General features: G+C 58.2%; 20 protein-coding genes. 17 read left to right on the forward strand and 3 right to left on the reverse strand.

The features are described 5' to 3' along the window. Nucleotides 1-92 precede the first annotated feature (92 nt). On the forward strand, nucleotides 93-815 hold the full coding sequence (locus tag G6L28_RS02410; protein ID WP_234902441.1) for a transglutaminase-like domain-containing protein: 723 nt from the start codon (nucleotides 93-95) through the stop codon (nucleotides 813-815). A 115-nt stretch (nucleotides 816-930) separates the two neighbouring features. Here the strand turns inward: G6L28_RS02410 and groL are convergent, their stop codons facing one another. Together groL and groES are read right to left on the reverse strand one after the other, a co-directional pair. Next, nucleotides 931-2,571 carry a chaperonin GroEL gene (groL, locus tag G6L28_RS02415; protein WP_174062183.1) on the reverse strand — a complete coding sequence of 547 codons (1,641 nt, stop codon included), beginning with the start codon at nucleotides 2,569-2,571 and terminating at the stop codon, nucleotides 931-933. Between the two features lie 79 nt (nucleotides 2,572-2,650). Further along, nucleotides 2,651-2,947 (reverse strand): co-chaperone GroES, encoded by a 297-nt coding sequence (gene groES, locus G6L28_RS02420; protein WP_174062184.1) that lies wholly within the window; start codon nucleotides 2,945-2,947, stop codon nucleotides 2,651-2,653. 168 nt (nucleotides 2,948-3,115) lie between these two features. Between groES and chrA the strand changes: the two genes are divergently transcribed. The 6 genes from chrA to G6L28_RS02450 all read left to right on the forward strand — a co-directional run bounded on the left by chrA (nucleotide 3,116) and on the right by G6L28_RS02450 (nucleotide 10,917). Further along, on the forward strand, nucleotides 3,116-4,441 hold the full coding sequence (gene chrA / locus G6L28_RS02425) for a chromate efflux transporter (RefSeq protein ID WP_174062185.1): 1,326 nt from the start codon (nucleotides 3,116-3,118) through the stop codon (nucleotides 4,439-4,441). A 93-nt stretch (nucleotides 4,442-4,534) separates the two neighbouring features. Further along, nucleotides 4,535-5,383: a TIGR01459 family HAD-type hydrolase gene (locus G6L28_RS02430; RefSeq protein WP_174062186.1), complete on the forward strand. Its 849-nt coding sequence runs from the start codon at nucleotides 4,535-4,537 to the stop codon at nucleotides 5,381-5,383. Nucleotides 5,384-5,391: 8 nt separating this feature from the next. Further along, nucleotides 5,392-6,372, forward strand: coding sequence for a bifunctional riboflavin kinase/FAD synthetase (locus G6L28_RS02435; RefSeq protein ID WP_174062187.1), 981 nt, complete (start codon nucleotides 5,392-5,394; stop codon nucleotides 6,370-6,372). A gap of 314 nt (nucleotides 6,373-6,686) precedes the next feature. Beyond that, nucleotides 6,687-9,587 (forward strand): isoleucine--tRNA ligase, encoded by a 2,901-nt coding sequence (gene ileS / locus G6L28_RS02440; RefSeq protein ID WP_174062188.1) that lies wholly within the window; start codon nucleotides 6,687-6,689, stop codon nucleotides 9,585-9,587. A 136-nt stretch (nucleotides 9,588-9,723) separates the two neighbouring features. Continuing rightward, entirely contained in the window at nucleotides 9,724-10,356 is a 633-nt protein-coding gene (locus tag G6L28_RS02445) for a hypothetical protein (protein WP_174062189.1), read from the forward strand. A gap of 81 nt (nucleotides 10,357-10,437) precedes the next feature. Beyond that, nucleotides 10,438-10,917, forward strand: coding sequence for a GNAT family N-acetyltransferase (locus G6L28_RS02450; RefSeq protein ID WP_174062190.1), 480 nt, complete (start codon nucleotides 10,438-10,440; stop codon nucleotides 10,915-10,917). A gap of 46 nt (nucleotides 10,918-10,963) precedes the next feature. Here the strand turns inward: G6L28_RS02450 and G6L28_RS02455 are convergent, their stop codons facing one another. Then, nucleotides 10,964-11,428 (reverse strand): nucleoside deaminase, encoded by a 465-nt coding sequence (locus G6L28_RS02455; RefSeq protein WP_174062191.1) that lies wholly within the window; start codon nucleotides 11,426-11,428, stop codon nucleotides 10,964-10,966. Nucleotides 11,429-11,499: 71 nt separating this feature from the next. Between G6L28_RS02455 and G6L28_RS02460 the strand changes: the two genes are divergently transcribed. From G6L28_RS02460 to G6L28_RS02505, 10 genes are all read left to right on the forward strand, one after another. Beyond that, nucleotides 11,500-13,446: a pseudouridine synthase gene (locus G6L28_RS02460; protein WP_174062192.1), complete on the forward strand. Its 1,947-nt coding sequence runs from the start codon at nucleotides 11,500-11,502 to the stop codon at nucleotides 13,444-13,446. Then, on the forward strand, nucleotides 13,427-13,984 hold the full coding sequence (rsmD, locus tag G6L28_RS02465) for a 16S rRNA (guanine(966)-N(2))-methyltransferase RsmD (protein ID WP_174062193.1): 558 nt from the start codon (nucleotides 13,427-13,429) through the stop codon (nucleotides 13,982-13,984). The genes G6L28_RS02460 and rsmD overlap by 20 nt, the downstream gene beginning before the upstream one ends. 221 nt (nucleotides 13,985-14,205) lie before the next feature. Beyond that, nucleotides 14,206-15,036, forward strand: coding sequence for a patatin-like phospholipase family protein (locus G6L28_RS02470; protein ID WP_337795743.1), 831 nt, complete (start codon nucleotides 14,206-14,208; stop codon nucleotides 15,034-15,036). 89 nt (nucleotides 15,037-15,125) lie between these two features. Beyond that, the gene (locus tag G6L28_RS02475) at nucleotides 15,126-16,472 is read left to right on the forward strand and encodes a TldD/PmbA family protein (RefSeq protein ID WP_174062195.1); all 1,347 of its coding nucleotides are present in this window, start codon (nucleotides 15,126-15,128) and stop codon (nucleotides 16,470-16,472) included. Nucleotides 16,473-16,563: 91 nt separating this feature from the next. After that, a complete protein-coding gene (locus G6L28_RS02480) occupies nucleotides 16,564-17,370 on the forward strand; it encodes a 3'(2'),5'-bisphosphate nucleotidase CysQ (protein WP_174062196.1) in 807 nt (268 codons plus the stop codon). A 62-nt stretch (nucleotides 17,371-17,432) separates the two neighbouring features. Continuing rightward, entirely contained in the window at nucleotides 17,433-17,669 is a 237-nt protein-coding gene (locus G6L28_RS02485) for a DUF4170 domain-containing protein (protein ID WP_174062197.1), read from the forward strand. Nucleotides 17,670-17,883: 214 nt separating this feature from the next. Then, entirely contained in the window at nucleotides 17,884-19,200 is a 1,317-nt protein-coding gene (gene waaA / locus G6L28_RS02490; RefSeq protein WP_174062198.1) for a lipid IV(A) 3-deoxy-D-manno-octulosonic acid transferase, read from the forward strand. A 2-nt stretch (nucleotides 19,201-19,202) separates the two neighbouring features. Continuing rightward, nucleotides 19,203-19,943, forward strand: a complete 741-nt coding sequence (locus tag G6L28_RS02495; RefSeq protein WP_174062199.1) for an HAD-IA family hydrolase — start codon at nucleotides 19,203-19,205, stop codon at nucleotides 19,941-19,943. 92 nt (nucleotides 19,944-20,035) lie between these two features. Then, nucleotides 20,036-21,067 (forward strand): tetraacyldisaccharide 4'-kinase, encoded by a 1,032-nt coding sequence (gene lpxK, locus G6L28_RS02500; RefSeq protein ID WP_174062200.1) that lies wholly within the window; start codon nucleotides 20,036-20,038, stop codon nucleotides 21,065-21,067. Nucleotides 21,068-21,178: 111 nt separating this feature from the next. Further along, nucleotides 21,179-21,490, forward strand: coding sequence for a hypothetical protein (locus G6L28_RS02505; RefSeq protein WP_174062201.1), 312 nt, complete (start codon nucleotides 21,179-21,181; stop codon nucleotides 21,488-21,490). The last annotated feature ends 64 nt before the right edge of the window (nucleotides 21,491-21,554 follow it).

The following is a 21,554-nucleotide window of genomic DNA, read 5'->3' on the forward strand; positions in this document are numbered from 1 at the left end:
TCCTCTAGCGACTAGAGATTTTATGACTGAGGCATCCAAAATGATGGGATGTACATATAGAGATAGAAAAACGATACTTGCGGCAAACGCATTTGCTGGATTTCGGCTCGACGGAGATTTCTGGTCTTGTAGCCGACCGTGGCTGGAAAGCATTGGAGCCCTTTGAGCAGATTGGCCTAGCTTATACATTCGTTCGTGACGAAATAGCCTTTGGCTACAACAGAGCCGACGACATGCCCGCGTCCAAAATTTTTAAAGACGGATATGGTCAATGCAACACCAAGGCGACATTGTTGATGGCGCTGCTGCGCGCACTGAATATTTCCTGCCGCCTGCATGGATTTACCATTCACAAGGGCTTGCAGCGTGGGGTGGTGCCGGAACTGGTCTATGGTCTCGCCCCCGAAGACATTCTGCACAGCTGGGTTGAGATCGAATATGATGGCCGTTGGATCAATCTGGAAGGTTTCATTCTGGACCGGCCATTTTTGAAGGCGCTGCAGACAGAGTTCTCCGGTCAGGCCAACAGCCTGTGCGGCTATGAGGCAGGGACCGATTGCCTGTCGTCGCCGCCTGTCGACTGGGTTGGCAGCGACACCTATATCCAGCGTAGCGGGATCAACGCCGATCTGGGGTTGTTTGATAGTCCTGACGACTTCTATGCCAGGCACAGACAGAGTTTCGGACCCATCAGGGGGTGGTTGTATCGAAACATCGTGCGGCACTGGATGAATGCGCGTGTCCGGGGTATCCGGCAAGGTAACATACCGAAATTTCTGAAAGACTCACACGCTCATCAATATCAGCAGGTGTAGCGCTCTGTCGAGCGGCTAGCCGGTAAACGGCGGATACCTGAACACGGATTAAGCGGCCAACGCAAAAAGGGCGGCCCGAAGACCGCCCTTTCGTATTCCAATCGGAATGGACTGATTAGAAGTCCATGCCGCCCATGCCGCCCATGCCGCCGGCGCCTGGCATTGCAGGAGCGTCTTTCTTCGGCAGCTCGGCAATCATGGCTTCGGTGGTGATCAGCAGGGAAGCAACCGAAGCTGCGTTCTGCAGAGCCGTACGAACAACCTTGACCGGGTCGACGATGCCGAGAGCGATAAGGTCGCCATACTCGCCCGTCTGAGCGTTGTAGCCGTAGTTGTCTTCGTTCTTTTCGAGGATCTTGCCGACAACGATGGAGGCTTCGTCACCTGCGTTGTCTGCGATCTGGCGAACCAGAGCCTGAAGCGCGCGGCGAACGATGTTCACGCCAGCTTCCTGATCGTCGTTTTCACCCTTGACGGAGATCTTCGTGGAGGAACGCAACAGGGCAACGCCGCCGCCCGGTACGATACCTTCCTGAACAGCAGCGCGCGTCGCGTTGAGAGCGTCGTCGATGCGGTCCTTCTTTTCCTTCACTTCGACTTCCGTCGAACCGCCAACGCGGATAACGGCAACGCCGCCAGCGAGCTTTGCAAGACGTTCCTGCAGCTTTTCGCGGTCGTAGTCGGAAGAGGTTTCTTCGATCTGAGCCTTGATCTGCGCAACGCGGCCTTCGATGTCGGACTTCTGGCCCGAACCGTCAACGATCGTCGTGTTTTCCTTGGAGATCGAAACCTTCTTCGCCTTGCCGAGCATGTCGAGCGTGACGTTTTCGAGCTTGATGCCGAGGTCTTCGGAGATAACCGTACCGCCGGTCAGGATCGCGATGTCTTCAAGCATGGCCTTGCGGCGGTCGCCGAAGCCAGGAGCCTTGACGGCAGCAATCTTAAGGCCGCCACGCAGCTTGTTGACGACGAGCGTTGCAAGAGCTTCGCCTTCTACGTCTTCAGCGATGATGACGAGTGGCTTGCCGGTCTGCACGACAGCTTCGAGAACAGGCAGCATGGCCTGGAGGTTCGAAAGCTTCTTCTCGTGGAGAAGGATGTATGCGTCTTCGAGGTCCGCAATCATCTTTTCAGGGTTGGTGACGAAGTAAGGCGACAGGTAACCGCGGTCGAACTGCATGCCTTCAACGACTTCGAGTTCGGTTTCAGCGGTCTTGGCTTCTTCGACGGTGATGACGCCTTCGTTGCCAACCTTCTGCATGGCTTCAGCAATATCGAGACCGATCTGCTTTTCGCCGTTTGCAGAGATCGTGCCGACCTGTGCAACTTCTTCAGACGTGTTGATCTTCTTGGCCTTGGCCTGGAGATCCTTGACGACTTCAGCAACAGCCAGGTCGATACCGCGCTTCAGGTCCATCGGGTTCATGCCAGCGGCAACAGCCTTGGCACCTTCGCGAACGATAGCCTGGGCCAGAACGGTAGCAGTCGTGGTGCCGTCGCCAGCGATGTCGTTGGTCTTGGAGGCAACTTCGCGAACGAGCTGTGCGCCCATGTTCTCGAACTTGTCTTCCAGTTCGATTTCCTTGGCAACGGAAACGCCGTCCTTGGTGATGCGCGGTGCGCCGAAGGACTTGTCGATAACGACGTTACGACCCTTTGGGCCGAGCGTTACCTTCACTGCGTCTGCGAGAACGTCGACGCCCTTGAGCATCTTTTCGCGAGCGCCGCGGCCGAATTTTACTTCTTTAGCTGCCATTTTTCAAAACTCCTGGTTTCGAATGGCCGGAACGGGGTCCGGCTTGAAATTGAAAGGAAACGACGGGTTCAGCCGAAAATCAGCCGATGATACCCATGATGTCGGATTCCTTCATGATCAGAAGGTCTTCGCCGTCGAGCTTGACTTCCGTGCCGGACCACTTGCCGAACAGAACGCGGTCGCCAGCCTTTACGTCGAGAGCGACGATCTTGCCGGACTCGTCACGAGCGCCAGTGCCAACAGCGACGATTTCGCCTTCCTGCGGCTTTTCCTTGGCGGTGTCTGGAATGATGATGCCGCCCTTGGTCTTTGCTTCGGACTCAACGCGACGAACAACGACGCGGTCATGAAGTGGGCGGAAAGTTGTGCTTGCCATTGTCTAATCCCTCGATCAAATGACATTCGCGGATCGAAACGATCCGCCTGGATTGATGTTAGCACTCTCATTTTCCGAGTGCTAGCGAGACGGAGATAAGCAGGCCCTGCGACGGAGTCAAGAACGGCCTGTCGGAAAAATTTCATGTAAAATGGTTACTGCGATTGCATGACAGATTTTTTGCGCTCCGGAACTTCATCCACCCACCCCACGCTTTCAGAGCTGACGCTCGTCTTCGCCCGTATCGGCTTGTTGAGCTTCGGCGGCCCTGCCGGGCAGATCGGGATGATGCACCGTGTCATCGTCGATGAAAAACGCTGGCTTTCCGAAGAGCGGTTCCTGCATGCGCTAAATTACTGCATGCTTTTGCCTGGGCCTGAGGCGCAGCAACTCGCGACCTATGCGGGCTGGCTGCTGCATGGCAGGCGCGGCGGCATCATTGCAGGCACGCTTTTCATCCTGCCCGGCTTCCTTGTCATCGTCGCGCTTGCTTCCGCTTATGCGCTTTATCAGGATACGCACTGGCTGCCTGCGCTGCTGTTCGGTCTGAAAGCGGGTGTGCTGGCCATCGTCATAGAGGCTTTACTGCGCGTGGCAAAACGAGCTTTGACCAGCCGCTTTCTTGTCAGTATTGCAGCCGCAGCCTTCGTCGCGCTTTTCTTTTTCGGCGTGCCGTTTCCGCTGGTTATTCTGGTTGCGGGTTTCGCTGGTTTCTTAAGGGCCAGAGGCGCGGTGTCGCAACGACAGTCGGACAATGAACCGCCGAAAATGCTGTCGTTAAAAAGAAGGCTGGGCGGGGCGTTGGTCGGCGTTGCCATCTGGCAGATACCCTTGGTGCTGGCCTGGTTGCTCGCCGCGCCGCAAACGCTTCTCGATTTGCAAGGCTTTTTCTCCAAGCTCGCAGTCGTCACCTTCGGCGGCGCTTACGCGGTGCTGGCCTACGTCGCGCAGGTTGCCGTACAAACCCACGGCTGGATGACGGCAACCGAAATGCTGGATGGACTGGCGCTGGCCGAAGCGACACCGGGGCCTCTGGTGCTCGTTTTGTCCTATATCGGCTTTCTCGCGGCCTTTCGAAATCCCGGTGGACTGGAGCCGATGCTGGCAGGTGTGCTGGGCGCAAGCATTGCCGCATGGGCGACCTTTGTGCCGAGCTTCATCTTCATTTTTCTTGGTGCGCCCTATGTGGAGCGGTTAAGAAACAATGCGGCTTTATCCGGTGCTCTTTCGGCGATCACCGGCGCGGTGGTCGGCGTTATTCTCAATCTCTCGGTCTGGTTCGGACTGCATGTGCTGTTCGGCAAGGTGGATCGCATCGATCTGCTGCCCGCCATCAATCTTGGCATTTCGCTGCCGCAATGGCAGACACTCGATCTTGCCTCGCTTGGCCTTTTCATCGTTTCCGCCATCATGCTGTTTCGGCTTAAACTCGGCATGGTGCCTGTGCTGGGGCTGTGCATCGCGGCGGGTCTGGTACGGCTCTGGCTGGCTTGAGCCGAACGCAATCATTTGTCTTTTTCACTTGCCATCGCCATCTCCCTTTGCGATGTCACGATCTGTATTCTTCGAAATAGCTGGAAGCTTTAAATGGCCCATCGCATTGCCACTCTTGGCGAAATTACCCAACAGTTTGACGTTGTTCTCTCCGATGTGTGGGGCGTTTTGCACAATGGTGTCTCGGCTTTCCCGGCTGCGGGCGTTGCCCTGGCAGAGGCGCGCAAGGCTGGAAAGACGGTGGTTCTCATCACCAATTCCCCGCGCCCATCGGATGGCGTCATTCCGCAACTGCGTGCGCTCGGCGTGCCGGATGAAGCCTATGACCGCATCGTCACCTCTGGCGATGTGACCCGTGAACTGATTGCGCAGGGACCAAAAAAGGTTTTCCTGCTTGGGCCTGAACGCGACCTGCCTCTGTTCGACGGGCTGGATGTCGAGGTGGTTTCCGAGGCGGAAGCCGACGCCGTGGTCTGCACCGGCTTTTTCGATGACGAGACTGAGACCCCTGAAGACTATACCAGCATGCTGAAGGACTTCATTAACCGATCCGTGCCGATGATCTGCGCCAACCCGGATCTGGTGGTAGAGCGTGGCGAGCGCATCATTCCCTGCGCGGGTGCCATGGCCGCCTATTTTGAGCAGCTCGGCGGCGAAATTCGTATTGCTGGCAAACCGCACGCGCCGATCTATGAAGCCTGCTTTGCAGCGGCAAGAGAAGTACGCGGCGATCTTCAGAAGGATCGCGTTCTTGCCATCGGTGATGGCATGCCGACCGATGTGAAAGGCGCGATTAACGCTGGCCTTAATCTGCTTTATATTAGCGGCGGTATCCATGCTGCGGAATATACGCTGAATGGCGAGACGGATGAGGCGCTGCTCAACAGCTATCTGAAAAGCCAGAATGCTGCTCCCGGCTGGTGGATGCCACGTTTGGCTTAGAGGCTATCATGACCGTTTTTCACCGCAACGAGATGAAAGAACCGCTGCCCGAAAGCCTCAAGGGCGGCGTGATCGCCATCGGCAATTTCGATGGCGTCCATCGCGGCCACCGCGCCGTGTTGGATCGTGCACTGGAACTGGCGAAATCACGGGGCGTACCGGCGCTGGTGCTGACCTTCGAGCCGCACCCGCGCACCGTGTTCAAGTCCGATACGCCGGTTTTCCGCCTGACGCCGGCTCCGATCAAGGCGCGGCTTCTGGAAGCGGAAGGCTTTCAGTCCGTGATCGAATACCCGTTCGACAAGGAATTCTCGCAGCGCTCTGCGGAAGATTTCGTCAAGGCGGTGCTGGTGGACTGGCTGGGCGCAAGCGCTGTCGTAACCGGCTTCGATTTCCACTTCGGCAAGGGGCGAGAAGGTGGACCGGCTTATCTTATGGAGGCGGGTAAAAGACATGGTTTCGACGTGATGCTGGTGGATGCGTTTCGCGATGAGGGTGCGGAGGTGATTTCCTCAAGCCGTATCCGGGAATTGCTGGCTGACGGCGATGTTGCCGGTGCCGCCGGTCTGCTTGGCTATCGCTACACGGTTGCTGCCGAAGTCATTGGCGGGCAGAAGCTTGGTCGCACACTCGGCTATCCGACCGCCAACATGGCGCTGCCGCCAGAAACGGAACTAAAGCCGGGCATCTATGCCGTGCGCTTCCGCAGAGCAGACGGAACGCTTCACGATGGCGTGGCGAGTTTCGGTTATCGCCCGACCGTGACGGAAAATGGCGCAGCCCTCCTCGAGACCTATGTTTTCGATTTCAGCGGCGATCTCTACGGCGAAGTCTGCTCGGTGTCCTTCTTCGGCCACCTGCGCGATGAACTGAAATTCGACGGGCTGGAGCCGCTTGTCGCACAGATCAAACGCGATGACGAAGAGGCGAGGGCGCTTCTTTCCGGTGTGAAGCCCTTGAGCGAAGTGGACGCCAAGATCGCTTTTTGATGTCTGTTCTGTCGGTTTTGCCGGCAGACGGTGGCCCACAAAAAATCCTTCCTTTTTGGCGGGAAAACACATAAACAACCTGCATGAACCAATTTCGGTCGACGTTCATATCCCGAATTATTGGCCCGGCCTTCCGCCCGCTCTGAAAGCCGGAAGGTCCGGGATTTTGGCGTTTGCTCAAGCATTTCCAGCAAAAGTGCGCAGCGGTTTTGCGTCCGGACAATGCGATATAGAGACACTGAACGCTCTCCGCTTTTGCCATCTTGCACTCAAGACGGCGCGACCTTTTCAGGGCGCCGCATAACGGTATGATCATGAACGACACTGCAGAAAAAATCGATTACTCCTCAACGCTTTACCTGCCGCAGACGGACTTTCCCATGCGCGCCGGTCTGCCGCAGAAAGAGCCGGAAACCGTCAAGCGCTGGCAGGAAATGGGGCTTTACAAGAAGCTTCGCGCCTCTGCTGCTGGCCGCGAAAAATTCGTGCTGCATGATGGCCCTCCCTATGCCAACGGCAACATCCATATCGGCCACGCGTTGAACAAGATCCTGAAGGACGTCATCACGCGCTCTTTCCAGATGCGCGGGTTCGACTCCAACTACGTTCCCGGCTGGGACTGCCACGGGCTGCCCATCGAATGGAAGATCGAGGAAGCCTATCGCGCCAAGGGCAAGAACAAGGACGAGGTTCCGATCAACGAATTCCGCAAGGAATGCCGTGAGTTCGCCGCTGGCTGGATCAAGATCCAGGCGGAGGAATTCAAGCGCCTCGGCATCGAGGGTGATTTCGACAATCCCTACACGACCATGAACTTCCACGCGGAAGCCCGCATCGCTGGCGAACTGCTAAAGATCGCCAAGAGCGGCCAGCTCTATCGCGGCTCCAAGCCGGTCATGTGGTCGGTGGTCGAGCGCACGGCTTTGGCTGAGGCTGAGGTTGAGTATCACGACGTTGAAAGCGATACGATCTGGACGAAGTTCCCGATCGTGACGGGATCGGCTGAGCTTGATGGCGCATCAGTCGTCATCTGGACCACCACGCCATGGACGATCCCCGGTAACCGCGCCATCTCCTTCTCGTCGCGGATCGCCTACGGTCTGTATGAAGTCACTGCATCTGCCAATGATTTTGGCCCGCAGCCCGGAGATAAGCTCGTCTTTGCGGACAAGCTTGCAGCCGAATGCTTCGCCAAGGCAAAGCTTGAATTCAACCGCGTGCGTGACGTGAAGGCCGACGAACTGGCGAAGGTTGTCTGCGCCCATCCGCTGGCTTCGCTCGGCTACGACTTCGAAGTTCCGCTTCTCGATGGCGACCACGTCACCGATGATGCGGGTACGGGCTTCGTGCATACCGCTCCCGGACATGGTCGTGAAGACTTTGACGCATGGATGGCGCAGGCGCGCGAATTGGAAGCTCGTGGCATCTCCACGAAAATCCCTTTCACCGTTGGCGATGACGGCTTCTACACCGAAGACGCTCCCGGCTTTGGCCCATCCGCCGAAGGCGGGGCTGCGCGCGTGATGGACGATAACGGCAAGAAGGGCGATGCGAATGAGCGTGTCATCAAGGCGCTGATCGCGGCCAACAACCTGTTTGCGCGTGGCCGCTTGAAGCACAGCTATCCGCATAGCTGGCGCTCCAAGAAACCTGTTATCTTCCGCAACACGCCGCAATGGTTCGTCTATATGGACAAGGAATTGGGCGATGGCACCACGCTGCGCTCGCGTTCGCTGTCCGCCATCGATGACACCCGTTTCGTACCCGCAGGTGGCCAGAACCGTCTTCGTGCGATGATCGAGAACCGCCCGGACTGGGTACTCTCGCGCCAGCGCGCATGGGGCGTTCCAATCGCAGTCTTTGCCGATGAAAAGGGCGAAGTGCTGGTCAATGATGCCGTCAACGCCCGCATCCTCGAAGCTTTCGAGGTCGAAGGTGCTGATGCCTGGTTTGCCGATGGTGCCAAGGAACGCTTCCTCGGCAACGATCATGACCATGCCAAGTGGCATCAGGTCCGCGACATTCTCGATGTGTGGTTCGACAGTGGCTCCACCCACACATTTACGCTGGAAGACCGCCCGGACCTGAAATGGCCTGCGGACGTCTATCTGGAAGGTTCCGATCAGCATCGCGGCTGGTTCCACTCGTCGCTTCTGGAAAGCTGCGCGACGCGTGGGCGTGCGCCTTACAACGCCGTCGTCACCCATGGTTTCACCATGGATGAGAAGGGCGAGAAGATGTCCAAGTCCAAGGGCAACGTGACCTCTCCGCAGGAGGTGATGAAGGACGCGGGAGCGGATATCCTTCGCCTCTGGGTCATGACCTCCGACTACGCGGACGACCTTCGCGTCGGCAAGACGATCATCCAGACCAATGTCGATTCCTATCGCAAGATCCGCAACACCATCCGTTGGATGCTCGGCACGCTCGCCCATTACAAGGGCGAGGAAATCACTTACAACGACCTGCCAGAGCTGGAAAAACTGGTGCTGCACCGCCTGTCCGAGCTGGATCAGGTGGTCCGTGACGGCTACGACGCATTCGAGTTCAAGAAGATCGCCCGTTCGCTGATCGATTTCGCCAATGTCGAGCTTTCGGCCTTCTACTTCGATATCCGCAAGGATGCGCTCTACTGTGACGCGCCATCGTCCCTGAAGCGTCGCGCAGCACTTTCGGTCATCGCCAAGCTGTTCGATTGCCTCGTGACGTGGCTTGCCCCGATGCTGCCTTTCACGACGGAAGAAGCATGGCTGTCACGTTTCCCGGATGCGGAATCCGTGCATCTGGTCCAGTTCCCGGAAATTCCGGCGGAGTGGAAGAACGATGCGCTGGAAGCCAAGTGGGAGAAAATCCGCAAGGTCCGCACGGTCGTCACCGGCGCGCTGGAAGTCGAGCGCCGTGAAAAGCGCATCGGCTCCTCGCTGGAAGCGGCCCCCGTCGTTCACGTGGCCGACGCGGAGCTGATGGCAGCACTCGAAGGTCAGGATTTCGCGGAAATCTGCATCACCTCCGACATTTCCGTTGTCGCGGGTGAGGGGCAGGCCGATGATTTCCGTCTGCCTGAAGTGCAGAAGGTGACGGTGGAGCAGAAGCTGGCGGCAGGTCAAAAATGCGCCCGTTCATGGCGCATCACCACGGATGTCGGCTCTGATCCACAGTACCCGGATGTCTCGGCACGTGATGCCGCGGCCCTTCGGGAACTCGCAGCCACGTGATGCAAGAAAGTCGCCGGGTGAATTGCACTTTTGCCGTTCATCCGGTACACCTGCCTGAAAATGGCCGGATTTTAGCATCAAGGCAAATTGCCGATGCTTCTGGGGATATCAGGACGGCTGGGGCGGAAGGGTTTCAATGAGCATGACGCAGAGTTTTCGCATGTATCGCACCATTGCAGGCGTATCATTCGTTTGCATGGCATTAAGCGCATGCACAAGCCCAACCTATGGGACGGGCAAAACTGCGGCTGAACAGCTCGTAGACGATCTGGGCGATGCCACCTCCATAACGGGTGACCAGAGCAAGCGTAATCTGAAGTACAATCCGCGTCCCGGCCTCGTCGTGCCTGCGCAGGCCCGCGCCGAACAGCTGGCGCAGCCGCAGCAGAGCCTTGCCAACCGCGAGACCAACCCGCAATGGCCGGAAACGCCGGAAGAAGCCCGCGAGCGTCTGCGCAAGGAAGCCGACGAGAACCGCGACAACCCGCATTACCGTTCGCCGCTTCTCGCTGGCAACGGTACGAACGGCCAGATGACCGAAAGCCAGAAGTGGGAAGCTTTCCGCAAGGCCAAGGCCGACGCTCAGGGTGGCTCCATCGTCAACACCAACCAGCGTAAGTTTCTGACCGATCCGCCCGCCGAATATCGCAACCTTCCACAGGACCAGCTGGCCGACCTCGGCACGCCGGAAACCAAGAAGGAAAAAGAGCGCAAGAAGAACGCGGAAAAGGCGGGAACCGGCAAGAGCTGGTGGAACCCGTTCCAGTAAAGCATTTTTCCAGAGTTTTCGAACGCGGTGCTTTCAAGTGCCGCGTTTTGTTTATTCGATGATATTTGATCGGAAATTATTGTGACGTTGTTCATTCGGGAAGCTACGCCTGCCGATGCCGAGCTTTTACTCGACTTCATTCGTGAACTGGCCATTTATGAAAATGCCGAGCATGAAGTCGAGGCGACTGTGGAGAGCATCACCTCTTCGCTGTTCGGTAAAGATTCCGTCGCTTCCGGACTGATTTGTGAAAAAGACGGTCAACCCATCGCCTTCGCCATCTGGTTTTTGAACTATTCGACATGGCAGGCAAAGAACGGTCTCTATCTCGAAGACCTCTATGTCACGCCGGATGCGCGTGGCTCCGGTGCAGGAAAGGCCTTGTTGAAGCGGCTTGCCGCCATCGCCGTCGAGAAGGGATGCGGGCGCTTCGAGTGGAGCGTGCTGGACTGGAACGAGCCAGCCATCCGGGTCTACAAGTCGATCGGTGCCGAGGCGATGGATGAATGGACGCGTTACAGGCTGTCTGGAGACGCACTGCGCGCATTTGCAGAGAATTAAGCCGGGAGCGCTTTGGTCGTCGGTGATGATGGAGGGGAGCTGTCGGTCAATCCGCCCCGACACCGCGCTTATGCTGAAAGAAATCCCGAAGGATTTCAGCGCTTTGTCTCTCGGAAAGCCCGGAGTAAACCTCTGGCGCATGATGGCAGGTCGGCTGATTGTAAAACCGCACGCCGCTTTCTACCGCTCCGCCTTTCGGGTCGTTTGCACCGTAGTAAAGACGGCGTATGCGGGCAAATGATATGGCGGCGGCGCACATGGTGCAGGGCTCGAGTGTGACGTAGAGGTCCGCGCCAGGCAATCGTTCCGCCCCGAGTTCTTCGCAGGCCATACGGATGACGGCGATTTCGGCATGGGCGGTAACGTCGTTCAGTTGCCGGGTTCGATTGCCGGACGCTGCAATGACACGGCCTTCGTAAATCAGCACTGCACCGATGGGTACTTCATCGCGCTTGGCTGCGGCTTGCGCTTCGGCAAGTGCCAGGTCCATGAAATGCATCGTTTCGGCCATTCTGCTGCAATTTCCTCTTAACCACCGGCGCGTGAACTGATAGGACACGGCAAACAATAGGCAAACTACAAATGACATTCAAAGACAAGCCGAAGCGCGCTGGTGGCAAGACATTCGACCGGGACCGTAAGCCGAAGCCCTCGGCCAAACAGTCTGAGGCGCGTGAAACGAAGCCTTTCAAGGAAAAGGCTGAGGTCGCCCCCGCAGAAACGGCAGGCGGCAAGCCGGAGCGTATTTCCAAGATCATGGCGCGTGCAGGCGTTGCCTCGCGGCGCGATGTGGAACGCATGATCATGGAAGGTCGGGTGTCGCTAAACGGCGTCAAGCTCGATAGCCCGGTTGTGAACGCGACGCTGGATGACAAGATCGAAGTCGATGGCCAGCCGATCCGTGGCGCGGAGCGCACGCGCCTGTGGCTGTACCACAAGCCGGCAGGTCTGGTGACGACCAATTCCGATCCGGAAGGCCGTCCGACCGTTTTCGACAACCTGCCAAGAGAGCTTCCGCGTGTGCTTTCGATTGGCCGTCTGGATATCAACACCGAAGGCCTGCTGCTGCTGACCAATGATGGCGGCCTGTCGCGCGTTCTGGAGCTGCCGACCACCGGCTGGCTGCGTCGATACCGCGTGCGCGCCCATGGCGAGGTGGATCAGGCTGCACTCGACAAGCTGAAGGACGGTATCGCCGTCGACGGCGTGCTCTACGGCGCAATCGATGCGGCGCTGGACCGCACGCAGGGCCATAACGTCTGGATCACCATGGGTCTGCGCGAAGGCAAGAACCGCGAGATCAAGAACGTGCTGGGTGCGCTCGGCCTCGAGGTCAACCGCCTTATACGTCTGTCTTACGGGCCATTCCAGCTTGGCGACCTTCCGGAAGGCCAGGTTATCGAAGTGCGCGGCCGCATGTTGCGGGACCAGCTCGGCCCACGCCTCATCGAAGCGTCTGGCGCCAATTTCGATGCTCCGATTTACGACAACGCGCCTGACGAAGGCGAAGAAGCACCTGCCGAGCGCCCCGCAAAGGCCGAATGGGCAAAGCGTGGAGACCAGCAGGACCGTCCGCGTGATGGCAAATTCGGTGACAGGCGCGAAGGCAGCCGGGACCGTGCGCCAGCACGACCAGATGCGAAGCGCGGGGCCAAGCCTTTCGGCAAGGGTCGCGACGAAAGGGCGGAGGACGATACACGCCCCAAGCGTCCGCCAATGGGCAGCAACCGCACGGCCAACGTCTGGATGGCGCCCGGTGCCAAGCCGACGCGTGATGGCAAGGAACGCAGGTCTTTCCGTGCCGAAGCCGAGGCTGTTTTTAAAAAGCCTTCCGCAGAAGCTGATGCCCGCCGCGCAATCGTGAAACATAGAGATTCCGACGGTGAATGGATCCGCGCCGATAAACCGGCACAGGACGAAAGCCGTGGGCGTGGTCGAGACGGCGGTCGCGATGACCGTGGCGGCAAATCCTTTGGCGACCGTAAGCCGCGCGACGGTGGTGATCGCCCACGCGGCGAGCGCTCCTTCGGAGATCGTCCGGCGCGTACCGGCGACCGTCCATTCAGCGACCGCAAGCCTCGTGATGCTGGTGAACGCAGTGATCGTCCACGTGGTGACCGTCCGTTTGGCGATCGCCCAGACCGTGGCGACCGTCCCGCTCGTCCAGAAAGATCATATGGAGACCGCCCGGCTCGTACTGGCGACCGTCCTTATGGCGGTAAGCCGCGCGAGGATGGTGATCGTTCACGCAGCGACCGCCCTTACGGAACAAAGCCGTTTGGCGATAAACCGCGTGAAGGCCGTCCTGCCGGCGGCAAGCCTGCTGGCAAGGGTGGTTTCGGTGGCAAGCCGCGTGGTGAGCGTTCCGAAGGTGGTTTTTCCGGCAAGGGTCCAGGTAAAGGATTCGGCGGTAAAGGTGCAGGTGACAAGGGTCCGGGCAATGGCGGTGGCCGTCCCGGTGGAAAGCCATCTGGTGGCAAGCCTTCTGGCGGTAGGGGAATGACGCGTAATGCGGATCGTAGGCGGTGAGTTTCGCGGCCGGTCTCTGGCCGCACCGAAATCGAATGCAATCAGACCCACAATCGACCGGACCCGTGAAAGCCTCTTCAATATTCTGAGCCATGCCTATCCGGAAAGTCTGGATGGCACGCGCATTTTGGATGTTTTCGCTGGTACAGGTGCGGTTGGTCTCGAGGCTCTTTCAAGAGGCTGCCGCGTTGCGCTTTTCGTCGAGAATGGCGTGGAGGGCAGAGGTTTGCTCTGGGAGAATATCGATGCGCTGGGTCTGCACGGCCGTGCACGTATTCTGCGTCGCGATGCGACCAAGCTCGGCGGCGTCAACAACATCGAGCCGTTCGATCTGCTGTTTGCCGATCCGCCCTATGGTCACGGCCATGGTGAAAAGGCTTTCGAGGCCGCGCATCTTGGCGGGTGGCTGGTGCCGGGCGCGCTCGCCATCCTGGAAGAACAGGGCGATGCAATCGTGGCCGTCGATCCCGTTTTCAAGCTTCTGGAAAGCCGCACCTTCGGCGATACGAAGATGCATTTCTATCGTTACGAGCCATAAGCCTTGACTTATTCAGATGACGCGCAGGTAAACATCCTGCGCGTCACTGTCCTGTCGTCTTTGTGTCATAGTGCAGGAGACAAAGCAGCACTGCGGATAGATGCTGGTATTGGACGACATGATGCAGAGGCTGTTGTTTGGCTGCGAAGAAAAAGAAACTCTCCGAAAAGAAACGCAAGCGCGAAGAAGCGCAAAACAAAGTCGGTGATCCGACCTTTGCTATTGCACTTGGCGGCGGCGGTGCGCGCGGCATCTGCCATATCAATGTCATCGAGGCTCTGGACGAACTCGGCATTCGCCCCAAAGCGATTGCTGGTGCCTCCATCGGCTCGATCATGGGTGCCGGCATGGCGGCGGGCATGAGCGGCAAAGATATCCGCGACTATACGCTGGAGCTGATGGGCAAGAAGGGCAGTGTCGCAAACCGCCTCTGGAGCCTCGGTCCCGCCTCCATGCGCCACGCGGCTTTCGGCTTTCGCCTCGGCCAGTTCAATCTCGAACTCATTCTGGACGCCCTGCTGCCCTCGGCCCTGCCACGGGAGTTTTCAGGCCTCGGCATCCCGCTCAAGGTCATCCTCACCGACTATTACGCGCAGATGGAAGTGATCTGCGAAAACGGCGATTTGCGTCAGGCGCTTGCCGCGTCATCCGCCATTCCCGCGCTGTTCATGCCGATCCGCATGAACGACAGGATCATGATCGATGGCGGCATTTTTAACCCGGTGCCCTATGAACACCTGTTGGACGATGCCGATATCGTCATCGCCGTCGATGTGGTGGGTGGGCCGGAGGGTGATGGCCGAACCATGCCCAACCGCATCGAAAGCCTGTTCGGTGCGAGCCAGTTGATGATGCAGTCTGCCATCGGCCTGAAGCTTCGGATGCGCCCGCCGCATATTTTTCTGCGCCCACCGGTCAATCGCTTCCGCGTGCTGGACTTCCTCAAGGCGCATGAGGTGCTGGCCGAATCCGATGCGATCAAGGACGATCTCAAGCGGCAGATCGACATGCAGATCGAGCTTTTTCATCGCGGACGTGGGGTGGGCGCATAGCATTTCACTCAATTACAGGTGAAATGCGGCTTCGGCCTTGATGCGGCAGATTGCGCGCAATAAATGAAGGTCAACGAAAGGCCCGCCATATGTCTTCAGAAATCGATTCTTCCAAGCTTCTCGAACGCGCAGGCGAACTGGTCGATCTGGCCCGTAAAGCCGGTGCAGACGAGGCGGATGCCGTCATCGTGCGGTCCCGTTCGCAGTCTGTCGGCGTGCGTCTGGGCAAGGTGGAAAGCACGGAATCCTCCGAAAGCGACGATTTTTCGCTCCGTGTCTTCGTGGGCAATCGGGTGGCCAGCGTTTCGGCCAATCCCGGTTTCGACCTGAAGACGCTTGCCGAACGTGCTGTGGCCATGGCGAAGGTCTCGCCGGAAGACCCCTTCGCCTGCCTCGCAGACAAGGAGCGTCTCGCGACCTCCTACGACGATTTGCAGCTTTTCGATCCGACCGAAGTTTCGACAGATCAACTGCGTGAAGCGGCACTTGCAGCGGAAGAGGCGGCCTTGGCCGTGAACGGCGTATCCAATTCGTCTGGTGCAGGAGCGTCCAGCGGCATGGGCGGCATGGTGCTCGTCACCTCGCATGGTTTTTCCGGCAGCTATATGGGCAGCCGCTTCGGTCGTTCGGTCAGCGTCATCGCTGGCGAAGGCACGAAAATGGAGCGCGACTACGACTACGATAGCCGCCTTTATTTCGCCGATCTGGATTCCCCGGAAGAAATCGGTCGCCGTGCGGGCGAAAGAACGGTCGCACGCATCAATCCGCGTCAGGTGGATACCGGCAGCAACATCACGGTCGTCTTCGATCCGCGCATTGCACGTGGCTTCGTCGGCAGCATGGCGGGCGCCATCAATGGCGCGTCGGTTGCACGCAAGACCAGCTTCCTGCGTGACAAGATGGGCCAGCAGGTTCTGAAGAAAGGCCTCTCGATCACAGACGATCCGCAGATCGTTCGCGGTCCCTCTTCACGTCCGTTCGATGGCGAAGGCGTGCGTGGGGAAAAGCTTGTGATGATCGAAGACGGCGTGTTGAAACACTGGTTTCTCTCCACGTCCACGGCGCGGGAAATCGGGATGCAGACCAATGGTCGTGGCGTGCGCGGTGGAACATCGGTATCGCCTGCCTCGACCAATCTTGCACTTTCGCCCGGTGATATTTCGCCGGAAGATCTTATCCGGCAGGTTGGTACGGGCTTCTACGTCACCGAACTGATCGGCCACGGCGCGAACATGATCACCGGTGAATACAGTTGCGGTGCAAGCGGTTTCTGGATCGAGAATGGCGAAAAGACATTCGCGGTTTCGGAAGTCACCATCGCGTCGAACCTCAAGGATATGTACATGCGGGTCACGCCCGCAAACGACATAGACTACAAATACGGCATCGCCGCACCGACGCTCGCCATCGAAGGCATGACGATCGCGGGGCGCTGAAATCAGCATTCCGCTGTTGCTTTCGCAGACGGCCCATGCGCATGTGCAGGCATAACAACAAGGTGCCTGCCAGAGCGCAGAGCGACGATATATGGCTGATATTCAAGGAGCCGACTGGCGCTCCGATCTCGATCTCATTCTCGATGCCGCCCGCGAGGCGGGGCGTGTTGCGCTGAAGTTTTTCCGAAACGACCCCGAAGTCTGGTGGAAGAACGGCGGCCACTCGCCCGTCAGTGCCGCCGACTATGCGGCGAACGACATTCTGGAAAAGATGCTGCGTTCTGCCCGTCCCGACTATGGCTGGCTTTCGGAAGAAACGACGGACGATCAGGAGCGTTTGTCGCGGAACACCCTGTTCGTGGTAGACCCGATCGATGGCACGCGCGCTTTCATCGGCGGCAAGGATACGTGGTGCGTCAGCGTTGCGGTGGTTCACAAGGGCCGACCGGTTGCCGCCGTTCTTGTTGCTCCGGCCTTCGAGGAGGAATTTACGGCAGTGCCGGATGCGCCTGCCCTCAAGAATGGTAAGCCATTGTCGGTTGCTTCAAGTCAGGGCGGCATCATCCAGCTTGCTGCTCCCGAAGATGTGATCGCAAAGCTACCGGTGGATTTCAGGGGTTCGGTACGGCGTGTCGCGCACGTACCATCGCTCGCCTACCGGCTCGCCATGGTCTCGGATGGCCGCATCGATGGGACGCTGGTCAAGCCGAATTCACATGACTGGGATTTGGCCGCAGCAGACCTGATCCTGCAGCAGGCAGGCGGCAGCCTTGTCGATCTGGATGGTAAGCCGTTGATTTATAACCGCAGCAGCGTCAGCCATGCAGCGCTTTGTGCCGCTACGAACGAGGTCTTGCCAACGTTGCTGGGCCAGTTGAACAGGTCGTTCAGAGGTTGATTTTTGCGGGGAAATCCAGCAGATGAAGGCTTCTTGGGACAAAAGAGAAAAGAGATAAAACAATGGCTGAAGCTGGCGACAAGAAGCAACTCCTCCACCTCGTTTTCGGCGGTGAACTCGATAATCTTCAGGATGTACAGTTTCGCGATCTCAACGCGCTGGATATCGTCGGCATTTACCCGGATTACGCAACAGCACTCACCGCATGGAAGTCCAAGGCACAGCAGACGGTCGATAATGCTCACATGCGTTATTTTATAGTGCATATGCATCGTTTGCTCGACCCGCAGAGCAAATAACCGCTGGTTTCCTACTCCATTTGTACTATAGCTGAACAACACCATAACTTGTGCGATTCCTTAAAGGGAAGCGCACAAGATGTTGAGTTCGGCCAAAATTTTTTAGCCGTTCGAAATACCCTCTGAAACAAAAAAGACGCATTTTTATAAGAAGTAGGCGGCGGCACACATCACAGGGGAAAAGCATTGCGTGAAATGATCGAGGCAGCATGTCATGAATAGCCGGATCGCACGTTTCGCCCTTTCGGGGTACAGGATGGCCGGCATGGCCGCCTACCCATTTGCCCGGCCGTATCTCTCTTATCGCGCTGCCAAGGGGAAAGAAGACAAACGTCGCCGGATGGAGCGCTTCGGCTATGCAAGCGCAGAACGCCCGCGTGGTCCGCTTGTCTGGTTCCATGCTGCCAGTGTTGGAGAAACGCTGGCCCTCGTGCCGCTCATCCGGGAAATTCGCAAGCGCGATATTCATGTTCTGCTGACGACCGGCACGGTCACATCTGCCGAACTCACACGCACACGTCTGGGCGACGATGTCATCCACCAATATGTGCCGCTCGACATCAAGATTTCGATCAATCGTTTTCTGACTTATTGGGCGCCGGATGCTGCAATTACCGCCGAGTCGGAAATCTGGCCGGTGACGATGATGGAGCTGGAGCGCCGTCATATTCCTCAGATACGGGTTAATGCGCGTCTTTCGGACCGCTCGTTCGATCGCTGGAAAAAACATTCAGATTTTTCCGAAGCTTTGTTCAGCAAGCTGGCACTGGTCGTTGCACAGTCCGATATCGATGCAGAACGTTTTCGTGATTTAGGCTCATGGCCGGTTGTCATTTCCGGTAATCTCAAGGGAGATACCGACCCGCCGCCCTGCGATCAGGCCGTTTTCGATCAGTATCGGCGCCAGATCGGCAATCGCAAAACCTGGGCCGCCATTTCCACGTTCGACGGCGAAGAAAAGGCCGCAGCCACGGTCCACTCCGCCATCAAGTCCCGCGATGGCCAACTGACCATCATCGTGCCTCGTCACCCGGAACGTGGCGATGAAATCGAGGCCATGCTGAAAGGCATGAACCTCAACATCGCGCGCCGCAGCCGCAACGATGCGATTACACCGGAAACAGACATTTTCCTCGGTGACAGCATTGGCGAAATGGGCCTTTACCTGCGCCTCACCGAACTGGCTTTCGTCGGTCGCTCGCTGACGGCGGAAGGCGGGCAGAACCCGTTGGAACCGGCCATGCTCGGCTGCGCCGTTCTATCCGGCGCACATGTGCAGAATTTCCGCGAAGCCTATCAGAAGCTTCTGCGTTCCGGTGGCGGTCGCATCATTCGTGATGTGGAAATGCTTGCGAAGGCTGTGCATTATCTGCTGATGAACGACAATGAGCGCTACAAGATGATCGATGCGGGCGGCAAGGTCATTCAGGATATGCGCGGCGCGCTGTCTTCCACCGTCAAGGCGCTGGAACCCTACATAAACCCGTTGACGGTGACGGCCAAGCTTCAGCCACGCAGCGCGGTTGGCTGATCGTGGACGCTTTCGCCAACGCCAAATCTACTGCTTCCATTGCGGCGATCCTGTTCGACAAGGACGGAACGCTGATCGGTTATGATGCAAGCTGGGGTCCGGTCAATCGTGAGCTTGCGGCAATCGCCGCCAAGGGCGATGCCGAATTGGCCGACCGCCTGCTGTTCGCCTGTGGGATGGACCCGGTGAGCGGCCGTGTAAAACCGGATAGTCTGCTGGCAGCTGGCAACACGGCGGAGATTTCAGCTGGTCTGATCGCGGCAGGCTCAACCTGCGATCTTCAGGAGCTGACGGAACGGCTGGACCGCCTTTTCACCGAGGCTGCCGGAAAGTCCGTCGCGGTGACTGATCTCAAGGCCTATTTCGCGCGCTTGAAGGCCAGAGGCTACAAGCTTGGCATCGCCTCAAGCGATAACGAGGCTTCCATTCGCGAGACCGCCAGACGTTTCGGCTTCGAGGCCGATCTCGATTTCGTCGCGGGCTATGACAGCGGGCATGGCACGAAGCCGCAGCCTGGCATGGTCCTCGGCTTCTGCGATGCTATCGGCATCGCTCCCGAGCATGTCGCAGTCGTCGGCGATAACAATCACGATCTGCATATGGCGAAAAGTGCAGGTGTCGGTTTGCGCGTCGCCGTCCTGACGGGCACGGGTTCGCGGGAAAGTCTCTCGGCGGATGCAGATTATTGCTTCGACGATATCACCGCACTCGAAGCGCTACTTCCCGAGCGTGCTGCTGGCTGACTGCGGATAGAGCGGCTGCTTTTGCAAAATCCTTACATTTCTGCCACATAGCTGCCTGTACCGATAAGGCAAGCAGGGGAGTTGACGCGGGCATGGTTTCTGAGGCGCCGCCATTCTGGTGGGACAAGCCCGGCTGGCAGGCCTGGGCGCTGGCACCTTTTTCCTTTCTCTATGGAAAGGTCGCCGGAAAGCGGATGAGGACCGCCAAGCGGGCATCCGTACCGGTACCCGTAATCTGCATCGGCAATTTCACCGTAGGCGGTGCCGGAAAAACGCCGACCGCCATTGCCATCGCGCACGCGGCCCTTGCTAAAGGCCTGAAACCCGGCTTCCTCAGCCGGGGTTATGGCGGAACGCTCGATGTGACGACGCTAGTCGATGCCGATCATCATCGCTCCGTCGATGTCGGTGATGAACCTTTGCTGCTGGCGCGGGTCGCAACCACCGTCATCTCCAGACGCCGCGTGGAAGGTGCGCAACGTCTGGTCAGGGAAGGCGTCGATTTCATCATCATGGATGACGGGTTCCAGAGCGCTCGCCTGACGCTTGATTATGCACTGGTCGTCATCGATACCGGTCGCGGTATTGGTAACGGACATATGGTGCCGGGTGGCCCGGTGCGCGCACCGCTGGATGAGCAGATGCGGCAGGCTTCCGCCATTCTGAAAGTCGGTAACGGCCACGCCGCGGACGCCATCATCCGTACAGCAGCGCGTGCTGCAAAACCGATATTCGTGGCAGCCATCGAGCCTCGCTCCCAACCGCATCTGGCGGGACGGCAGGTGCTTGCTTTTGCGGGCATAGCCGATCCGGGCAAGTTTTATCGCACCGTCGAACAACTGGGTGGCGATATCGTCGTGAAGCGGCCTTTTCCAGATCACCATCATTTCAGCGAGGACGAACTGGCCGATCTCGCCGCCGAGGCCGAAAAACGCGACCTTTTGCCGGTTACGACATCGAAGGATGCCGTGCGTTTGAATGGGCATCAAGGCCATGGGCCGGAGCTTCTCTGGAAGAGCCTGATTGTGGAAATCGATATGGTTTTCGACGATCCAAACGCCGCTGGCGTGATGATCGATACGGCGTTCGAAAATTTCCGTAAACGACAGATTCAACACAAATAGATTGTGCTGCCACACTTCTCGCCTGTGTGAAGGAACAATCGCTCGCCATGATTCTTTTCTTCGTGAAGCACGACACCATTTGCGTGTCGGTTGATCAAGGGAGAGAGACACATGCCGCCAAGCAATGTCGAAAAGAAAACCTTCACGCCACGCGAAACCAGACAGGGCGTTCGTGGCAGGCCGGTGCTGATCATTCTGGTCATCAGCCTGTTTCTCGCCTTCGCGGTCTGGTTGATCGCTGAGATTTGGGGCGAGACCACCGCTCCGCCGACAGCTGAAACCCAGCCCGCACCCGGCCCCGCCACGTCGCAGACGGTCAATCCCGGCGCTCAGGGTGGACAGTCTTTCGATAACAACCCGCCCGCTGGAGCAACTGCGCCGACCGAGGGGACGGATAGAAACCCGAATACGCAGGCACCATGAGCCTCACAAAAACCTACGAAAAAAGCCGGAGCGTCTGCCCCGGCTTTTTCTTTGAGCCTATGTT

The sequence above is a fragment of the Agrobacterium larrymoorei genome, from assembly GCF_013322225.1.
Lineage (GTDB): Bacteria > Pseudomonadota > Alphaproteobacteria > Rhizobiales > Rhizobiaceae > Agrobacterium > Agrobacterium larrymoorei_A.